Annotated in this window: 16 protein-coding genes; 11 read left to right on the top strand and 5 right to left on the bottom strand. The window is 63.6% G+C overall.

The features are described 5' to 3' along the window. Window positions 1–455: 455 nt before the first annotated feature. Window positions 456–1,385, bottom strand: a complete 930-nt coding sequence (locus M2394_RS27340; protein WP_178921248.1) for a DMT family transporter — start codon at window positions 1,383–1,385, stop codon at window positions 456–458. 92 nt (window positions 1,386–1,477) lie between these two features. Between M2394_RS27340 and M2394_RS27335 the strand changes: the two genes are divergently transcribed. The 11 genes from M2394_RS27335 to M2394_RS27285 all read left to right on the top strand — a co-directional run bounded on the left by M2394_RS27335 (window position 1,478) and on the right by M2394_RS27285 (window position 12,417). Further along, the gene (locus M2394_RS27335) at window positions 1,478–2,041 is read left to right on the top strand and encodes a helix-turn-helix domain-containing protein (RefSeq protein ID WP_259175245.1); all 564 of its coding nucleotides are present in this window, start codon (window positions 1,478–1,480) and stop codon (window positions 2,039–2,041) included. 155 nt (window positions 2,042–2,196) lie between these two features. Then, window positions 2,197–3,393 (top strand): SfnB family sulfur acquisition oxidoreductase, encoded by a 1,197-nt coding sequence (locus tag M2394_RS27330; RefSeq protein ID WP_259175243.1) that lies wholly within the window; start codon window positions 2,197–2,199, stop codon window positions 3,391–3,393. Between the two features lie 9 nt (window positions 3,394–3,402). Further along, entirely contained in the window at window positions 3,403–3,729 is a 327-nt protein-coding gene (locus tag M2394_RS27325; protein WP_259175242.1) for an acyl-CoA dehydrogenase, read from the top strand. After that, the gene (locus M2394_RS27320) at window positions 3,729–5,144 is read left to right on the top strand and encodes an LLM class flavin-dependent oxidoreductase (protein ID WP_259175241.1); all 1,416 of its coding nucleotides are present in this window, start codon (window positions 3,729–3,731) and stop codon (window positions 5,142–5,144) included. The genes M2394_RS27325 and M2394_RS27320 overlap by 1 nt, the downstream gene beginning before the upstream one ends. 132 nt (window positions 5,145–5,276) lie before the next feature. Further along, window positions 5,277–6,179, top strand: coding sequence for an AMP-binding protein (locus M2394_RS27315; RefSeq protein ID WP_178921257.1), 903 nt, complete (start codon window positions 5,277–5,279; stop codon window positions 6,177–6,179). Next, window positions 6,176–6,949: an ABC transporter ATP-binding protein gene (locus M2394_RS27310; RefSeq protein WP_259175239.1), complete on the top strand. Its 774-nt coding sequence runs from the start codon at window positions 6,176–6,178 to the stop codon at window positions 6,947–6,949. The genes M2394_RS27315 and M2394_RS27310 overlap by 4 nt, the downstream gene beginning before the upstream one ends. Next, window positions 6,946–7,827 (top strand): branched-chain amino acid ABC transporter permease, encoded by an 882-nt coding sequence (locus tag M2394_RS27305; protein ID WP_259175237.1) that lies wholly within the window; start codon window positions 6,946–6,948, stop codon window positions 7,825–7,827. The genes M2394_RS27310 and M2394_RS27305 overlap by 4 nt, the downstream gene beginning before the upstream one ends. Before the next feature lie 4 nt (window positions 7,828–7,831). Beyond that, window positions 7,832–8,881: a branched-chain amino acid ABC transporter permease gene (locus M2394_RS27300; protein WP_259175236.1), complete on the top strand. Its 1,050-nt coding sequence runs from the start codon at window positions 7,832–7,834 to the stop codon at window positions 8,879–8,881. A 17-nt stretch (window positions 8,882–8,898) separates the two neighbouring features. Beyond that, on the top strand, window positions 8,899–10,239 hold the full coding sequence (locus tag M2394_RS27295) for an ABC transporter substrate-binding protein (protein WP_259175234.1): 1,341 nt from the start codon (window positions 8,899–8,901) through the stop codon (window positions 10,237–10,239). Window positions 10,240–10,242: 3 nt separating this feature from the next. Further along, a complete protein-coding gene (locus M2394_RS27290) occupies window positions 10,243–11,010 on the top strand; it encodes an ABC transporter ATP-binding protein (RefSeq protein ID WP_259175233.1) in 768 nt (255 codons plus the stop codon). Between the two features lie 12 nt (window positions 11,011–11,022). Continuing rightward, window positions 11,023–12,417: an FAD/NAD(P)-binding protein gene (locus M2394_RS27285; protein WP_259175232.1), complete on the top strand. Its 1,395-nt coding sequence runs from the start codon at window positions 11,023–11,025 to the stop codon at window positions 12,415–12,417. Window positions 12,418–12,520: 103 nt separating this feature from the next. Here M2394_RS27285 and M2394_RS27280 read toward each other — a convergent pair whose 3' ends face one another. The 4 genes from M2394_RS27280 to M2394_RS27265 are packed head-to-tail and all read right to left on the bottom strand — an operon-like array spanning window position 12,521 to window position 17,141. Next, window positions 12,521–13,774 carry an efflux RND transporter periplasmic adaptor subunit gene (locus M2394_RS27280; RefSeq protein WP_178921271.1) on the bottom strand — a complete coding sequence of 418 codons (1,254 nt, stop codon included), beginning with the start codon at window positions 13,772–13,774 and terminating at the stop codon, window positions 12,521–12,523. Next, window positions 13,764–15,245 carry a TolC family protein gene (locus M2394_RS27275; protein ID WP_259175230.1) on the bottom strand — a complete coding sequence of 494 codons (1,482 nt, stop codon included), beginning with the start codon at window positions 15,243–15,245 and terminating at the stop codon, window positions 13,764–13,766. Before M2394_RS27275 ends, M2394_RS27280 begins: the two co-directional genes overlap by 11 nt. Beyond that, on the bottom strand, window positions 15,238–16,437 hold the full coding sequence (locus M2394_RS27270) for an ABC transporter permease (RefSeq protein WP_178921275.1): 1,200 nt from the start codon (window positions 16,435–16,437) through the stop codon (window positions 15,238–15,240). The genes M2394_RS27275 and M2394_RS27270 overlap by 8 nt, the downstream gene beginning before the upstream one ends. Continuing rightward, window positions 16,434–17,141, bottom strand: a complete 708-nt coding sequence (locus M2394_RS27265; RefSeq protein WP_178921277.1) for an ABC transporter ATP-binding protein — start codon at window positions 17,139–17,141, stop codon at window positions 16,434–16,436. The genes M2394_RS27270 and M2394_RS27265 overlap by 4 nt, the downstream gene beginning before the upstream one ends. Window positions 17,142–17,232: the final 91 nt, after the last annotated feature.

Raw genomic sequence — 17,232 nt, 5'->3', positions numbered from 1 at the left:
CGTAGTCAATCATTGGAATCCGATCCCTGTGGGAGCCGGGCTTGCCCGCTATGACGGCCATCCAGCCAACCCGGTTCTATCAGGTATAAATCAGTCAAATGTGGGAGCTGGCTTGCCTGCGATAGCGGTATGTCTGTGTACATATCCGTTCCTGCGGTAACGGCCACTTATGGTTCCGCTCTTACAGCGGGTCACTTTTGGAAGAGCGCCAAAAGTAACCAAAAACGCTTCGCCCCACCCCTCGGCACCTCGCCTAGGCTCGGTGTGCCCTCTCTCCGGCTTGAATCCGTGGGCCGCCGTCATGGGCCATCCCTGGCCCAGGACGGCTAACCCGGCGTCCTGCCGGGTTACCCACGGATTCAAGCCTGCGTTCGGCCAGCGTGGTTGACGGGGCGCCTTGGATCAAGATCAAGGTCAAAAGCAAAGCAGATCAAAAGCCGGGTGTTCGGTGGGCCTTAACCGATGCGTTCCTGCTCCAACGCATCCTCTCGCTCTGCCGCCCTCTGCCCCTTGGTCTTCATCTCGCTCACAATCACCGCCGCCACAATCAACGCCGCACCCAGCATTGCTATCGGCGGGAAGCGCTCACCGGCAATTCGCCCAACCACGCCTGCCCACACGGGCTCACCGGCATAGATCAACGTGGCTCGGGTCGGTGAAACGCTTTGCTGCGCCCAGTTCATCGCGACCTGGATCACCGCACTGGTCAGGCCCAGGCCCACGGCACTGAACAGCAGCAACCACGAGAACCCCGGCAACGCCTCGCCCATCGGCACCACCATCATGAATGACAGCACCGACGCGGTGGCGAGTTGCACCACGGTCACCCGGCGCACGTCAACCTGGCCGGCAAAGGCGCCGATCAGGATGATTTCAGCGGCAATCGCCACCGCGCCGATCAGCGTGGCGATTTCGCCGGGGCTGAAATTCAGCGAAGCGCCCGCAGGCCCGGTCAGCAGCATCAGCCCGGTAAACGCCAGCATGATGCCAATGCTCGGCATCAAGCCCGGGCGACGGCCCAGCACCACCCATTGCAGCAGCGGTACAAACGGGACATATAAAGCGGTGATAAACGCCGACTGGCTGCTGAGGATCGTCTGCAAACCGATGGTTTGCAGCCCGTAGCCAAACATGATCGCCACGCCGATAAACACCCCGGCCTTCAACTCGAACACGGTCAGGTCACGCAACGTGCGTAGGGAAAAGAAGCCCACCACAATCGCCGCCGCCGCAAATCGCAGGCCCACGAAAAACATCGGGCCGCTGACGGTCATTGCATGCTGCACCAGCAAAAACGTGCCGCCCCAGATCATGGTGATCACCACCAGGATGCATTCGGCTTTACTGAAACGGTTGAAACGAGGTGAGGCGTTCGGCGTGGTCATGGCGGCTCGGTCTTGCAAGGGAAAGGCACGGACCGCACAATGCGCCGCACGCTGGGCAGTATACTGCGCACACCCACCCATTGAGCAATATAGTGCACAAAGAAAATCCACAACGGGCCTCGGTCCTACAGCACGTCAGCCAGAACGTTCGTCGCCTGCGCCACGCCGCCGACCTGAGCCAGACCGCGCTTTCGGAAAAGTCCGGGGTCAGCCGGCGCATGCTGGTGGCCATCGAGGCGGGGGAGAAGAACGTCAGCCTGTCCACCCTCGACCGCGTGGCCGAAGCGTTGGACGTGGCGTTCAGCGACCTGATCCAGGCGCCGGACGCCCCCGACCACAGCCGCATCAACGAACTGGCCTGGGCCGGTGAAATCCCCGGGAGCAAGGCGGTGTTGCTGGCCAAAGCCACGGCGCGGCGCGAGGTCGAGTTGTGGGAGATGCAATTGGAACCCGGCGATCGCTACAGCCCCGACCCCGACCCGGAGGGCTGGAGCGTGCAATTGTTTGTGTTCGAAGGTTGCCTCACCTTGTTGGTGGGCGATGAAGACAAATGCGTTGCCGCCGGTGAGTTCTACATGTTCGCCAGCCGTCACGTGCATGGCTATCGCAACGACGGCGACGTGCCCGTGCGTTTCGTGCGCAATGTGGTGATCTAACTGTTCACCCGGCAACAGTGGATGGACACTTTGCTGGTTTGAAACGCCATACAAACACCCGATTAGTCAGCAACTGACTGATTTTATTAGTTTATAAATTCAGGCACGACTCCTGCAATCCTCCAGGTCATCCCATCGGAGCCTGGAGTCGGCCCATGTCAGCCCACCCTCAACACCCTGCCCATATCATCCGCTCGGACGCGGAGGCCATCGAGGTCGCCACCCGCCTGGCCGCGCGTTTCGCCGTCGACGCCAGCGCGCGCGACCGCGAACGCCGCCTGCCGGTGGCCGAGCTTGACGAGTTCTCTGCCAGCGGCTTGTGGGGCATCACCATTCCCAAGGCCTATGGCGGCGCCGAGGTGTCCTATGTGACGGTGGCCGAGGTGATCAAGTTGATCTCCGCTGCCGACCCGTCCTTGGGGCAGATTCCGCAGAACCACCTGGGTGTGGTCGATATCCTGCTGCAAACCGCCACGGAGGAACAAAAGCAGTATTACTTCGGCAAAGTCCTGCAAGGCTATCGCTTCGGCAACGCCTTTTCCGAGGCCAAGAGCAAAAACGCCGGCACCTTCGACACGCAAATTCGCTTCCACGGCGACACCGCGCAAATCAACGGCGAGAAGTTCTACTGCACCGGCGCGCTGTTCGCTCATATCGTGCCCACGGTCGGCAACAACGAAAAGGATCAGGCCTTTATCGCGTTCATCGAGCGTGATGCCCAAGGCTTGAACGTGATCGACAGCTGGGACGGTTTCGGCCAGCGCACCACCGCCAGCGGCGGTGTCACCCTCGACGGCGTGACCGTGCCGCACAGCGCGGTGATCCCGGCTCACCTGGCCTTCGATCAGCCAACGGCCAACGGCCCGATTTCACAGATCATCCAGGCGGCGGTGGATACTGGCATCGCCGTCGGTGCCCTTGAACAGGCGAAGATCTATGCCCGCCAGGCGCGGCCCTGGATCGACAGCCAGCAGGATCACGGCTGGCAAGACCCGTTCACCATCGCCGCCATCGGCGATCTGCAATGGCGCGTACACGGCACCGAAGCCATCCTCGCCAAAGCGGGCCTGGCCGTAGACCGGGCCCTCGCTGAACCCAGTGAAGACAGCGTGGCCCAGGCCTCGTTGGTGGTCGCCCAGGCCAAGGTGCTGTCGGCCGAAACCGCCTTGCTCGCCAGCAGCAAACTCTTCGAACTGGCCGGTACCCGCTCGGTCACCGGCAAGCACAACCTTGACCGTTTCTGGCGCAACGCCCGCACCCACACCCTGCACGACCCGGCGCGCTGGAAATATCACCTGATCGGCAATTTCGTGCTCAACGGCGTGAAGCCTGCGCGCCACGCCTGGAACTGAGGACTCCCTATGACCGCATTGAACCTTGCGCGCCAGTTGCTGGACAGCACCCGCCGCCACGTTGAAAAAAGCGACGACCCCTACGTGATCAGCCGTTTCGGCGACTTGCAGATCCGCGTCGACGTGGCCGCCGCGCTGCTGGACCGCGCCGAAACCCACCCCAGTCCCGTCGCGGCCACCGAAGCGCAGATCGCTGCCGCCGAAGCACTGATTGCCGCCAGCAACGCCGAATTCGAACTGACCGGCCAACGCACCGCGCTGCCGTCGAGCCTTGATGATCCCTTGCGTGCTAAATACCGGATCGTCGGCAACTACCACCTCAACGGAGTGCTTTGATGGCCCGTGAAATCCGCTTGAATGCCTTCGACATGAACTGCGTCGGCCACCAATCCCCCGGCCTGTGGGCGCACCCCCGTGACCGCTCGTGGCAGTACAAGGACCTGGAATACTGGACCGACCTGGCCAAGATCCTCGAGCGTGGCAAGTTCGATGGCCTGTTCATCGCCGACGTGCTCGGCATCTACGACGTGTACAACGGCAATGGCGACGCGGCGATTCGGCAGGCGGCGCAGGTGCCGGTCAATGACCCGCTGTCCCTGATCGCGCCGATGGCGCTGGTCACCGAGCACTTGGGGTTCGGCCTGACCGCTTCGCTGTCGTTCGAACACCCGTACCCGTTTGCACGTCGCCTCTCGACCCTGGATCACCTGACCAAGGGTCGCGTCGGCTGGAACATCGTCACCTCCTACCTGGAAAGCGGCGCCAAGAACCTCGGCCAGAAAGCCCAGACCGAACACGACGCGCGCTACGACTACGCCGAGGAATACCTGGAGGTTTGCTACAAGCTCTGGGAAGGCAGTTGGGAGGAGGGCGCGGTGTTGCGTGACCGCGAACGGCGGATCTTCAGCGACCCGAGCAAGATCCACGAAATCCGCCACGTCGGTAAACACTTCCAGGTGCCCGGCATTCACCTGTGCGAGCCGTCGCCCCAACGCACACCGGTGCTCTACCAGGCGGGCGCGTCCAGCCGTGGCAAGCAGTTCGCCGCCGAGCAGGCCGAATGCGTATTCGTTGCCGCGCCGTCCAAGGTGCTGCTGAAAAAGACCGTCGCCGACATCCGCCGTCGGGCGGCCGAGGCCGGGCGTGATCCGAAGAAAATCCTGATCTTCAACCTGCAGACCGTAATCGTCGGCGAGACCGACGCCAAGGCCAAGGCCAAGTTCGAGGAATACAAATCCTACGTCAGCTATGAAGGTGCCATGGCGCTGATCTCTGGCTGGACCGGCATCGACTTCAGCCAGTTCAAGCCCGACGAGCCGCTCAAGCACGTGCACACCAACGCCATTCAATCGGCGGTGGAAGCCTTCTCCACGGCGGACCCGAACAAGGTCTGGACGCCGAACGAACTGGCCGATTGGGTAGGCATTGGCGGCTTTGGCCCGTTGTTTGTCGGTGGCCCGGAAACCGTGGCGGACCTGTTGCAGGAGTGGGTGGAAGACACCGACGTGGACGGCTTCAACCTGGCCTACGCGCTGACCCACGAAACCTTCATCGACGCTGTGGACCTGCTCGTGCCGGAGCTGCAGAAACGCGGGGTGTACAAGACCGAGTATGCCCAGGGCACCTTGCGCGAAAAGCTGTTTGGCGACGGTGCACGGTTGGGCGCGAACCATCCGGGCGCCAGCTACCGCAACCTATCGAACCTACACAAAACCAATGTGGGAGCGGGCTTGCTCGCGAATGCGGACTGACATTCACCCTTTGTGTCGACTGACCCAACGCTTTCGCGAGTAAGCCCGCTCCCACATTTTGATCTTCATTGTTTGATCGATCCCGGCCAGCGGACCACCGCACGCACATGACCCTAATAGGAGAACCTCCCTATGAGCGTGCACGAACTCAAACGCCCGCTGGCTGTGGAATGGCCCGCTGAACTGCTCGGCCACCTGCCCAAGGCCCTGGAACAACTGCATCACTGGGCGCAGATCACACCGTTGCACACGGCCCTGCGCCACAAGCGCCAGGGCCAGTGGTATGCCTGGCGCTGGATCGACGCTTTGCGCGATGTAGAGCGCCTGGCCGATGGCCTGCGTCAACAGGGCTTCAGCGACCAGTCGCGCCTGGCCTTGAGCGGTGCGTTCGAACCCAATCTGTTGCTGCTGGCCCTGGCCGCGCAATCCATCGGCGGGCAGGTGTTGACCCTGGCCGACAACCTCGACCCTGAGGCGCTGCAACAGCACCTGTGGCGCATCCGTCCCACCCATTCCTTCACCCAGGACCGCCAGCAAGTGCGGCATTGGCAGTCCGCCAACCTGCTGGCGTTCGCCCAGCTGCTCGGCCCGGTGGACCCTGCGCAACACCTCGCACGCTGGTGGCAACCCACCGGTGAAACCGCGTTGTGGAGTGAAGAGGGCACCCATTGGCAGGGCGGCCTGGCGGTGTTGCTGGAGCAATGGCTCAACAGCGGTCACGGCCTGGCGTTTCCGGAAAGCCTGGCCTCGGCGCAGCGCGATCGCCGCGAAGTCGCCCCCACCGGCTTGCTGTTGTCGGCCGAACGCCTGCAACACCTGGCCGATGAAATCGAACACCGCCTGGCCCCCCACGGCACCTGGCGCCGACGGTTGTGCGACTGGGCCATTGCCCACCCTCAGAGCGGCCTGCGCCGGTTGCTGAAAAACCGCGTGCGCAAGCTGCTCGGTTTCCAGCGCCTGGCCTATATCTGGCAACCCCTCAAAACCACCCCCGAGCCCGCTTGGCTGGCCGAATTCAAACGGGACATCGCATGAGCCACGCCATCCTCCAGGTGCGGGATATCTCGCTGTCGTTCAAAGGGGTCAAGGCCATCAATGCCTTGTCCTTCGAGGTCGCACGCGGGGAAATCTGCGCGCTGATCGGGCCCAACGGCGCGGGCAAAAGCTCGCTGCTCAATGTGCTCAACGGCGTGTACCGCTTTGACACCGGCCAGATCGTGTTCGAAGACCAGCACTTCCACCGCATCGACCCACTGGGCGCCGCGCGCCGGGGCATCGGCCGCACGTTCCAGAACAACGCGCTGTTCAAGAAGATGAGCGTGATCGACAACATCCTCACCGGCCTGTCGCGACACATGCGCAGCCGTTTTATCGAACAGGCCCTGGGCCTGCCACGCGCACGTCGTGAGACCGAAGCCTTCCGCCTGCGCGCCCAGGGCATCCTCGAATTCCTTGAGCTGCAAGCCCACCGCGATGTGCTGGTGGGCAACCTCTCTTACGGCCTGCAAAAACGTGTGGAGTTGGGCCGGGCGCTGATCGCCGGGCCCAGCCTGTTGCTGCTGGATGAGCCGATGGCTGGGATGAATGCCGAAGAGAAACAGGAAATGGCGCGCTTCGTCGCCGACGTGAACCGCGACCTCGGCACCACCGTGGTGTTGATCGAACACGACATGGGCGTGGTGATGGGCCTGTCCGACCACGTGGTGGTACTCGACTACGGACGCAAGGTCGGCGACGGTACGCCCGCCGACGTCCAGGCCAACCCCGACGTGATCGCGGCTTATCTGGGGACGGTGCACGCATGACCTTCTTCTTTGAAACCCTGCTCGGCGGCCTGCTCGCCGGCACCATGTACTCCCTGGTCGCCATCGGTTTTGTACTGATCTACAAGGCCAGCGGCGTGTTCAATTTTGCCCAGGGCTCGATGCTGCTGTTTGCGGCCCTGACGTTCGTGAGCCTGCACGATCAGGGTGTGCCGTTTGCCTTGGCATTGCTGCTGACCGTGATCGTGATGATCGTCGGCGCCTTGCTGATCGAGCGCCTGGTGTTGCGGCCGCTGGTGAACCGTTCGCAGATCACCCTGTTCATGGCCACGCTGGGCCTCTCGTTCATCATCGAAGGCCTGGCCCAAGGCTTGATGGGCTCGCAGGTACGCGCCCTGGACCTGGGTATTGACGACGTGCCGCTGTTTGTCGGCCCGCTGATGCTCAGCCAGTTCGACCTGATCGCCGCCGCAGCGGCGGTGATACTGGTGACGGTACTGGCGCTGCTGTTCAACAAGACCCGCATCGGCGTGTCGCTGCGCGCCGTGGCGGATGACACCACGGCGGCGTTGTCCATCGGTATCAACCTCAACCGCATCTGGCAGATCGTCTGGGCGGTGGCTGGCATCGTCGGGCTGGTGGCCGGGCTGCTGTGGGGCGCGCGCCAGGGCGTGCAGTTTTCGTTGTCGCTGGTGGTGCTCAAGGCCTTGCCGGTGCTGATCATTGGCGGCTTCACCTCGATTGGCGGGGCGATTGTCGGCGGGTTGATCGTGGGCGCGGCAGAGAACCTGGCCGAGGTGTACATCGGCCCGTTGATCGGCGGCGGCATCACGCCGTGGTTCGCCTACGTGCTGGCCCTGGCTTTCCTGTACATCCGTCCTGCTGGCCTGTTCGGCGAGCGCGCCATCGAGCGAGTCTGAAACCATGTCGATTCCTGTTGTTCAAGAAACCGCGCCATTGCTGCTGATCCAGCGGCGCGTGCCCTGGAGCCTGCTGGGCCTGTTGGCGCTGGCCTTTGGCGTGGTGCCGCTGTGGGGCAATGACTACTGGCTCAATGCGATCCTGATCCCGTTCCTGGTGTTGTCCCTGGCCGGGTTGGGCCTGAACCTGCTGACCGGCTACACCGGGCAAACCTCGGTGGGCGCTGCCGGTTTCATGGCCGTCGGCGCGTTTGCCACCTATGGGTTCTTGCTGCGCCTGCCGGAACTGGGCTTGCCGGTGGCGCTGCTCGGTGGTGGGGTCATCAGTGCGCTGGTCGGGCTGTTGTTCGGCTTGCCCAGCTCGCGGATCAAGGGCTTCTACCTGATGGTCACCACCCTGGCCGCGCAGTTTTTCCTGGAGTGGCTGTTCGTCAAGTTCCCCTGGTTCTACAACTACGGCTCGTCGGGCACCATTTCTGCGCCGAAACTCTCCTTGTTCGGCCAAGACCTCAACACACCGCTGGGCCGCTACCTGCTGACCCTGGTGACGGTGCTGGTGCTGACCTGGACCGCCCTCAACCTGGTGCGCAGCCAGGTGGGGCGCAACTGGATGGCGATCCGCGACATGGACACCGCCGCTGCCGTGGTCGGCATTCCGGTCGCGCGCTACAAGCGCCTGGCGTTTGCCGTCAGTTCGTTCTACCTCGGCATCGCCGGCGCGCTGTGGGCCTTCGCCTACCTGGGCACGGCCAGCGCCAGCAGCTTCGATATCAACCGGTCGTTCCAGATCCTGTTCATCATCATTATCGGCGGCATGGGCAGCATCGCCGGCAACTTTGTCGGCGCGGCCTTCATCAGCCTGTTGCCGATCTTTCTCAGCCATGCCGGGCAGGCGCTGTTCGGTGGGGCGGTGGACGCAGGGCAATTGCAGAACCTGCAGAAAATCATCTTTGGCGTGTTGATCATCGTGTTCCTCATCAAGGAACCCGAGGGCTTGATTCGCCTGTTGCACAACCTTCGCGACCGGCTACGTCAGTGGCCCCTACGTTTTTGACTCATAAGAGAACTCTCATGCGTGCATCCTTGAAACGATCCCTGGTCGGCGCTGCATTCGCGCTGGCTGCTTTGGCGGGTGCTGTCCCTCAGGCAATCGCCTCGCCGGACCAGCAATTCATTCCCCTGGCCACCTACCGCGTCGGCGCCTACGCCTCCAGCGGCGTGCAGGTGTGGGCCGGCATGATCGACTACCTGCGCTACATCAACGAGGTCGAAGGCGGCATCAACGGCGTGAAACTGGTGTGGCAGGAATGCGAGACCGAGTGGACGGCAGAGAAGGGCATCGAGTGCTATGAGCGCTTCAAGAATGGCCTGGATGGTGCGCCGGTCGCGGTGTACCAGCCCAACGGCGCGCCGGCGGCCTATGCCTTGAGCGAGCGGGCCGAAGTGGACAAGATCCCGCTGATCACCCTCGGCTATGGCCGCACCGAAGCCACCGACGGCACCGTATTCCCCTATAACTTCCCGGTGATGCTGACCTTCTACAGCGAGGCCTCCACCCTGGTGAACTACATCGCCCAGCGCGAGGGCGGTTTCGACAAGCTCAAGGGCAAGAAGATCGCCACGGTCTACCACGACTCGGCCTACGGTCGCGAAACCCTCGGCCCGCTGAAATTGCTGGCCGAGAAATACGGCTTCGAGAACATTCAGATTCCGGTGGCCGACCCGGGCAACGAGCAGTCCGCACAATGGCGCCAGGTACGCCAGGCCAACCCGGACTGGGTGTTCCTGCGTACCTGGGGCGTATCCACCCCGGTGGCGGTGAAGACCGCGGCACGCTTTGGCTTCCCGGTGGACCACATCATCGGCGATATCTGGGCCAGTTCCAGCGAAGACGTGTTGCCCGCCGGCGCCGCCGCCAAAGGCTACCTGGCGCTCACGCCATACCCGGCCGGTGCCGACTTCGAGATCCACAAGCGCCTCAAGCAATACATCCTCGACAAGGGCCACAGCGACCTCAAGGACCTGAAAAACTTCGGCAGCGTCTACTACAACTCCGGCCTGGTGAATGCCGCCGTGGCGGTGGAAGCGATCCGCACCGCCCAAGCCAAGTTCGGCAAGCGCCCGCTCAATGGCGAAGAAGGCCGTTGGGGCCTGGAGCATCTGAACATCGACGACGCACGCCTCAAGGCCATGGGCTACTTCGGCCTGATGCAGAACCTCAAGCTGTCGTGCCGTGACCACGAAGGTGGCGGTTCGGCGCGGGTGCAGCAGTGGGACGGTGCCAACTGGACGCTGATCAGCGACTGGATCGCCGCCGACCGCGCGTTGCTGCGCCCACTGATCGATGAAAAGTCCGCCGCGTTCGCCAAGGAAAAAGGCCTGACGCCGCGCACCTGCACCGGGGATGAATAAACCATGAGCCTGCCCGCCATTGAGCCTGGGAGCCCGTCGCTGCTGACGGTCAACGATATCGAAGTGATCTACGACGGCGCGATCCTCGCCGTGGCCGGGGTGTCGCTGCAGGTGCCCAAGGGTGCGATTGTCGCGTTGCTGGGGGCCAATGGCGCGGGCAAGAGCACCACGCTCAAGGCGATCTCGGGGCTGGTGCGCGCTGAGCGCGCCGAAGTCAGCCGAGGTTCTATCGAATACGCTGGCGCCGACCTGGCCGGCGTCGACCCCAGCCAGCGCGTGCGCCAGGGCATGGTCCACGTGTTGGAAGGCCGTCATGTCTTCGGCCAACTCACCGTGGAAGACAACCTGCGCAGCGGCGGCTTTGTGCGGCGCCTGAGCCGCAAGGCCATGGAACAGGACCTTGAGCGCATTTACGCCTGGTTTCCTCGGCTCAAGACCAAGCGCCACACCCGGGCCGGGCTGACCTCCGGAGGCGAGCAACAGATGGTCGCCATTGGCCGTGCGCTGATGACGCGCCCGACGTTGGTGCTGCTCGACGAGCCGTCCATGGGGTTGGCGCCTATGATCGTGCAGGAGATTTTCGAGATCATCGCGCAGCTCAATCGCGAGCAGCAGGTGAGTTTTTTGATCGCCGAACAGAACATCAACGTCGCGCTCACCTATGCGACCCATGGCTACGTGCTGGATACTGGGCGGGTGGCCTTGAGTGGCAGCGCGGCCGAACTGCTGGCGCGGGGCGATGTGCATGATATTTATCTGGGTAAACAGTAAGGGCGAATTTGCATGACTGAATCCATCCGCAACGCTGATGTCCTGATCATCGGCGGCGGGCTGAGCGGCACGATGCTGGCGGTGCAACTGCTGCGCTTGCCTGGCCAACGCCAGATCCTGGTGATCGAGCCGCGCGCCGAACTTGGCCGTGGCGAGGCCTACAGCGCTGTCGAGCTGGGCCACACCCTCAACGGCAATGCGGCGCGCATGAGTGTCGATCCGGACAATGCCGATGACCTGACCCAATGGCTCACCGACTACATCGGCGCCGGTGGCTGGCCGGAGTCGGACCAGCAGCACGTGCCCATCAGCGAACTGTTCCCGCCACGCGGGATTTTCGGCTTGTACGCGCAGCAACGCCTGAGCGAGGCCAAGGCGCTGTCGGCGTCGACGGTCGAGCATGTGCGCGCAGAAGTGGTCGACCTGCAAGTGGATCAAGCCTCTACGTTGCTGACCCTGGACAACGGCCAGCAATTGCGCGGCAACTATGCCGTGTTGGCCACCGGAATGTTCCCGGCGGCGCGCACGCCACAAACCGAATCCAGCGGCTTGAACGCGGCGTCGGTCGACCCGTGGGACGTCCAGGCCATGCGCCAGATCGACCCACAGGCGCCCGTGTTGATCATCGGTTCGGGGCTGACCATGGTGGATGCCGTGGTCTCGCTGGAACAGGCCGGGCACCGTGGGCCGATCGAGGTGTTCTCGCGTCATGGGCTGTTGCCCCACGTGCGCCGGCAACCGCCGAGCTGGGTGGATTTTCTCGCCGAGGATCACGGCTTGCGCAGCCCGCTGCAATTGTTGCGCGAAGTGCGCCGCCAGTGCCGCATCGCGATCGCCCAGGGCATCGATTGGCAAGCGCCGTTGGACACAGTACGGGCGCATATCGGTCGCTTGTGGAGCCAGGCCAGCGAACGGGAAAAACGCCAGTTCGTGCGCCATGTGCGGCCGTGGTGGGAGAGCCATCACCACCGCTCGCCGCCGCTGAGCGCGCAGCTGGTGGCGCGCTTGCATGGGGAAGGGCGCCTGCGCATTCAGGCAGCGTCTTACAAGGGGCTGGAACCATCGGCCAGCGGCGTGACCATTCGCCTGCGCCGTCGCGGCGAGCAGGCGGTGACCCAGGTGTCGGGCGCGGCGTTGATCAACTCCAGCGGCATCGAATACGACTGGCGCCGCGTGGCCCGGCCGTTGCCGCAGCAGTTGCTCAAGCGCGGGTTGATCAAGCCCGGGCCATTGGCGTTGGGGATCGCGGCGGACCCATCAGGTGCTGTGGTGGATGCGCAGGGGCAGGTCAGCTCGCGCTTGTTCGCCATGGGCCCACCGCTGCGCGGGATGTGGTGGGAAAGCACAGCGGTCACTGATGTGGCGCTGCAAGCCAAAGCCCTGGCCGCCCGGCTGACACACATCTAAATGTGGGAGCGGGCTTGCTCGCGAATACAGTGTGTCAGTGATGGATGTGTTGACTGACACACCGCATTTGCAGGCAAGCCAGCTCCCACAGGGGATCGGCGTTTCAGCTTCCGATCTTCACGAAGCCGGGTTTTAGGCCGAACACTTCGACGCCTTGTGGTGTGGACTGCCCGGTTGTCACCTTCACCCGCTCAACCGGCTTATCCATCGCCTCCCGATACTCCACTTCACCCCCGTTGATCGCTTGCGCCGGCACCACCATCGCCTGCTCATTGTTGTAGGTGACGATGGTCAACCGCGCACTCATCCCCAGCCGTACCCGCTGCAACTGCTGTGGCGTGAGCTTGGGAATCGACAGGGTCACCGGAAATTGCGCGCTGCCCTGGCTGTCGCCGGCAATCGCCAGGCCACTGACCACGCTGACGGAGCCGGTCAGCCGTTCACCGTCGAACCCGTCGCCCATCACCTCCACCGCCTGGCCCTGGTGCAACTGGTTGATGTCCAGCTCCGAGACTTTGGCGACGATCTTGAGCCGTTCGATATTGGCCAGGCCGAACAGCACCTGGCCCTGGCTTACCTTGCTGCCGGCCTGCACGGGTGCATTGTTGTTGCCGCCGCCTTGGGACGAACTGCTATTACCGGGAGCCGGTACCACGATCCCGGAAAACGGCGCCTTGACCTCGCGGCCATCGAGCAGTTTGTGCAGGGCGTCGTATTTCACCGTGGCGTTGGTCAGCTCCATGTCAGCGATCTGACGGTATTCGCCTTTGCCCTGGTCCAGCGCCTGTTGCAGTTCACTGCGTGCCGAGGCCAGGTCCAGTTGCTGCTGTTGGGTTTGTTGCCGCAGGTCATCCAGCTCATTGCGCGGGATGATGCCGCGCTTGAACAGGTTCTCGCTTTCGGTGAGCCTGCGCTGGTTATTGTCGGCTGTCATTTGCGCCGTGCGCAGGGTGCGGCGCGCGCGGCTGACGATTGTGCCGCTGTCCCAATCCTGCATTTCCTGCACGGTACGCCGGGCCTTGAGTTGGGCGGACAAGGCATCGCGCAGTTGCACTTCGAGGGTCGACGGATCCATGCGCAACAACACCTGGCCGGCCTCCACACGCTGGCCCTGTTCCACCAGGTTGACCTGTACATTGCCGTCGAACGGCGCCGTGAGGGTGATGGTCGTGTCGGGTTCGATCTTGCCCACCAGGCCGATCTGATGCACCAACGGATCCGGCTTCACCGCCAGCCATTGCTCGGTCGTGCCGGCCGGGTTGGCGGCAGGGCTGCGCAGGCTCAGCACGGCGATGCCCGCACCCGCCAGCAGCACGATCGACACAGCAGCCAGCAGGCGTTTGTTTTTAGTAGTCATTGAGGGCGATTTCCCAACTTTCCAGCGTCATGCCCAGGGTCAAGTCGAGCTGGGTCTGGGCGTTCAGATAAGCGATCAGCGCATTGAGCTGCGCGTTTTCGGCGTTGCGCAAATCGGTCTCGTAGCTCAGCACCTGGAAGTTGGTGGAGCGCCCGGCGCTGAGTTTTTCCCGTTCGATCTGGATCTTGCGCCGCGACAACTCCACCGCACGCTGGGAGATTTCATATTGGCGCCAGCGGGTGCCAAGGTCGCGCACCACGTCGTTGACGCTGCGTTCCAGTTCCTGGCGTGCGTCGGTGATGCGGATCTCCTGGTCCTCCACATTGACCCGCGCACGCACTTCGGCCTGGCGCGTGCTGATGTCGCCGATGGGGATCTGCACCTGCACCCCGGCGTAGCTGTCCCAGGTGCGGTTGTTGGTGTTGCCGGCGTCGTTATTGTAGGCGTCGCGTACCTGGTTGGCGCCGGCCACCAGGTCCACTTGCCAGCGTCCGGAGTCCTTGGCGATCACCAGGTTGAGGTCGGCCTGCTGGCTGCCGAGCAGGGCGGCGAGGTACTCCGGCTGTTGGGTCTGCGCCAGGTTGAAGGCCTGGCGTTTATCGATGACCATCGGCTTGGCCTCCAGGGCTTCGCTGGCGCGGATCGGTGTCGACAGGTCCAGTGCCAGCAAGCGCAGCAGCGCCAGGCGGCTGGTGTCGAGCTGGTTCTGGGCCTCTTCGACACCCAGTTGCTGGGTGGCGATATCGGCTTCGGTCTGCACGATTTCGAACTCGGCCATGCGCCCGGCACTGATCAGCGCCTTGTTCACCTCCAGCAAGGTGTTGGAGCGCTTGAGGGCGTCCTGCACGATGCTCAGTTGTTCCTGGGCGCGCAGCAGTTCGCGGTAGGTGGCGATGATCTGGCTGATGGTCTGCGCCACGGTGGCCTTGAGGTTCAGGCGGTTGGCCTGTTCCGACAGGCGTGACAGACGCAGCGGCGCGGTGGTGGCGTCCCAGCCGGCGCCGCGCATCAGCGGTTGGATGATCGCCAGGTCCAGGCCATCGCTGCGGTAGCGCCCGGCGCGGTCGGCGTTGTTCAGTTGCTGGGTCCAGGCCATGCTCAGGCGCGTGCCGTACTCGCCGAGCAGAGTGGCGTTCGGCGCCAGGTTGGCGTTGCGTGCTTTGTCCGCCGAGCCGCGGGTGCTGCGGTAATAACTGTTGAGGGTGAGCTTGGGGTTGAACGTGTCTTCGGCCACACGCAGGTCGAACTTCTGCGCCACCCGCTGCAGGTACGCGCTGCGAATCGCCGGGTTATTGCGCAAGCCCAGGTACACCGCATCGCCCAGGGTCAGGGTGGTGACCTGGGCGTTCAGCGAGACGCCCCGGTCATAGCCGCTGCGGGTGCTGCTGGGGGCCGAAGGGTTGATCACCACGTCGGCGGCCACGCAGGGCAGGCTTGCCAGGGCGAGGGCAAGCAATAGGCCTTTATTCATCGCGCAGGGCCTCCACTGGCTGCAACTTGGAGGCCGACACCGCCGGGTAGATGCCGAAGAACAAACCCACCAGCAAGGTACTGCCCACCCCCAGGGGCAGGGCGGCTGCGGCCAAGGCAAAGGCCCAGCCCGACATCCACGCATAGAGCCAGGCCGCGGTCATGCCGATCACTGCGCCACACGCTGCGCCCACGGCGGTCAGGGTCACTGCTTCAAGCAGGAACAGGTTGCGGATGTCGCGCTGGCGTGCGCCCAGCGCCATGCGGATACCGATTTCACGGCGGCGCTCCGAGACGTTCATCAGCATCACGTTCATCACCCCTACGCCGCCGCCCACCAGCGAGATAGCCCCCAGGGCCAGCAACAGATAAGCAAAGGTGCGGCTTTGCCGGGTCATGCCGTCGATCATTTGCTGGGGTACCTGGATGTCGACCGTGTGGTCGGTGAGTTGGCGCTGCAGGGCGGCGCTGGCGTCGCGGGCGATGCGTTCCATGTCCTGGCCGGGCGTGGCGCGGATGATCACGTTGCCGATTTGCGGCGAGGCGTAGATACGGCGCATGCCCTCGGCGGGGATGAACAGCGATTCGTTGGCTTGTACCGGCATCAATATCGCGCGTGGCTGGCTGTGGAGAATGCCGATCACCAGGAACAGATAGTCGTTGATGCGCACCCGGTCACCCAGTTTGACCGGGTCGCCGGGGACGCCCAGGGCCTGGGCGAGCTGGTCACCGATCACGCCATAGGTTTCATTGGCGTCGAAGGCGGACAGGAAACGGCCTTCGCGCACGACGATCCGCATGGCGTCCTTGATGTCCGGTGTTGTCCCGACAAAGTTCGCATTGGCGGTGCGGCCATGGAAAACCATGGGCCCGCTGAACAGGGTGAGCGCGCCGATGTGGGCAATGCCCGGTACGGCCTGGCGCACCGCTTCAAGATCGAGGCTGGCGCGCATCGTGGCGGGGCTGTTGCCCTTGGGGGGGAACTGGGCCACCAGGGTGTCGGTGCCCATGTCCTTGAAAATCATTGCCGCGTCGACTGCGGCGTTGTGGCCGATGTTGATCAGGGCCACCACCGAGGAACTGCCGATGACGATGCCCAGCAGTGCCAGGATCGAACGTTTGCCCAAGGTACGCAGGCTGATGAAGGCTTCATGCAGCAACTGGCTGAGGCTTTGTTCGACCCGCAGGCTCATAGGCACCCGGCCTCTTGCACCACGCCATTGCGCACCAGGATCTTGCGGTCCAGGCGTTCGGCGATGTGGGGGTCGTGGGTGACGATGATCAGCGTCACCTGTTGCTCGCGGTTCAGGGCCAGGAGCAGGTCCATGATCTCCTGGGCGGTGGTGCTGTCGAGGTTGCCGGTGGGTTCGTCGGCGAGGATCACCGAGGGCTTGCCCACCAGTGCCCGGGCAATCGCCACGCGTTGGCGCTGGCCGCCAGAGAGGTCGGCGGGGCGGTGGTGGGCGCGTTCGGCCAGGCCGACCTGTTCGAGCATGCGCAGTGCCTGTTCCACCGACTCATGACGTGACACGCCACGGTAGCTCAGGGGCAGGGCGACGTTGTCGAGGGCACTGAGGCGCGGCAGCAGGTTGAAGCTCTGGAACACGAAACCGATCTGCTGGTTGCGGATCGCGGCCAGTTGGTCGGGGCTGGCGCTGAAAATATCGTGCCCGGCAAAGTGATACCTGCCGCAGTTGGGCAGGTCCAGCAGGCCGAGAATGTTGAGCAGGGTGCTTTTGCCGGAGCCGGAGGCACCGAGGATGCCGCAGCTGTCACCTTTGGCGATGGACAGGCACACATCATTGAGAATGGACAGTTCTTGCCCGGCCAGCTGATAGCGCTTGCCGATGCCTTGCAGGGAGATCAAGCCTGGGTGCGCGGGGGTATCTGTCATCATGACTACGCCTGCAGTCTCGACGGTGCCGCCATGCCCCCGGAAAATCCTTGTAACAAGTTCGGGAGCTGCCTGGTACGCGTCACGGACTGGT

Origin of the sequence: Pseudomonas sp. BIGb0164 (assembly GCF_024810135.1) — a bacterium.
In the GTDB taxonomy this organism is placed as follows: domain Bacteria; phylum Pseudomonadota; class Gammaproteobacteria; order Pseudomonadales; family Pseudomonadaceae; genus Aquipseudomonas.
Note: the sequence above shows the minus strand (reverse complement) of the source record. Positions and strands in the feature narration are given on the sequence as shown.

Excerpts from the sequence above, each read along its gene's own strand:
- M2394_RS27300 (WP_259175236.1), top strand. The coding sequence starts at position 7,832 with ATGTCGATTCCTGTTGTTCAAGAAACCGCGCCATTGCTGCTGATCCAG.
- M2394_RS27285 (WP_259175232.1), top strand. The coding sequence starts at position 11,023 with ATGACTGAATCCATCCGCAACGCTGATGTCCTGATCATCGGCGGCGGG.
- M2394_RS27280 (WP_178921271.1), bottom strand. The coding sequence starts at position 13,774 with ATGACTACTAAAAACAAACGCCTGCTGGCTGCTGTGTCGATCGTGCTG.
- M2394_RS27270 (WP_178921275.1), bottom strand. The coding sequence starts at position 16,437 with ATGAGCCTGCGGGTCGAACAAAGCCTCAGCCAGTTGCTGCATGAAGCC.
- M2394_RS27265 (WP_178921277.1), bottom strand. The coding sequence starts at position 17,141 with ATGATGACAGATACCCCCGCGCACCCAGGCTTGATCTCCCTGCAAGGC.
- M2394_RS27330 (WP_259175243.1), top strand. The coding sequence starts at position 2,197 with ATGTCAGCCCACCCTCAACACCCTGCCCATATCATCCGCTCGGACGCG.
- M2394_RS27310 (WP_259175239.1), top strand. The coding sequence starts at position 6,176 with ATGAGCCACGCCATCCTCCAGGTGCGGGATATCTCGCTGTCGTTCAAA.
- M2394_RS27305 (WP_259175237.1), top strand. The coding sequence starts at position 6,946 with ATGACCTTCTTCTTTGAAACCCTGCTCGGCGGCCTGCTCGCCGGCACC.
- M2394_RS27275 (WP_259175230.1), bottom strand. The coding sequence starts at position 15,245 with ATGAATAAAGGCCTATTGCTTGCCCTCGCCCTGGCAAGCCTGCCCTGC.
- M2394_RS27290 (WP_259175233.1), top strand. The coding sequence starts at position 10,243 with ATGAGCCTGCCCGCCATTGAGCCTGGGAGCCCGTCGCTGCTGACGGTC.
- M2394_RS27295 (WP_259175234.1), top strand. The coding sequence starts at position 8,899 with ATGCGTGCATCCTTGAAACGATCCCTGGTCGGCGCTGCATTCGCGCTG.
- M2394_RS27315 (WP_178921257.1), top strand. The coding sequence starts at position 5,277 with ATGAGCGTGCACGAACTCAAACGCCCGCTGGCTGTGGAATGGCCCGCT.
- M2394_RS27340 (WP_178921248.1), bottom strand. The coding sequence starts at position 1,385 with ATGACCACGCCGAACGCCTCACCTCGTTTCAACCGTTTCAGTAAAGCC.
- M2394_RS27320 (WP_259175241.1), top strand. The coding sequence starts at position 3,729 with ATGGCCCGTGAAATCCGCTTGAATGCCTTCGACATGAACTGCGTCGGC.
- M2394_RS27325 (WP_259175242.1), top strand. The coding sequence starts at position 3,403 with ATGACCGCATTGAACCTTGCGCGCCAGTTGCTGGACAGCACCCGCCGC.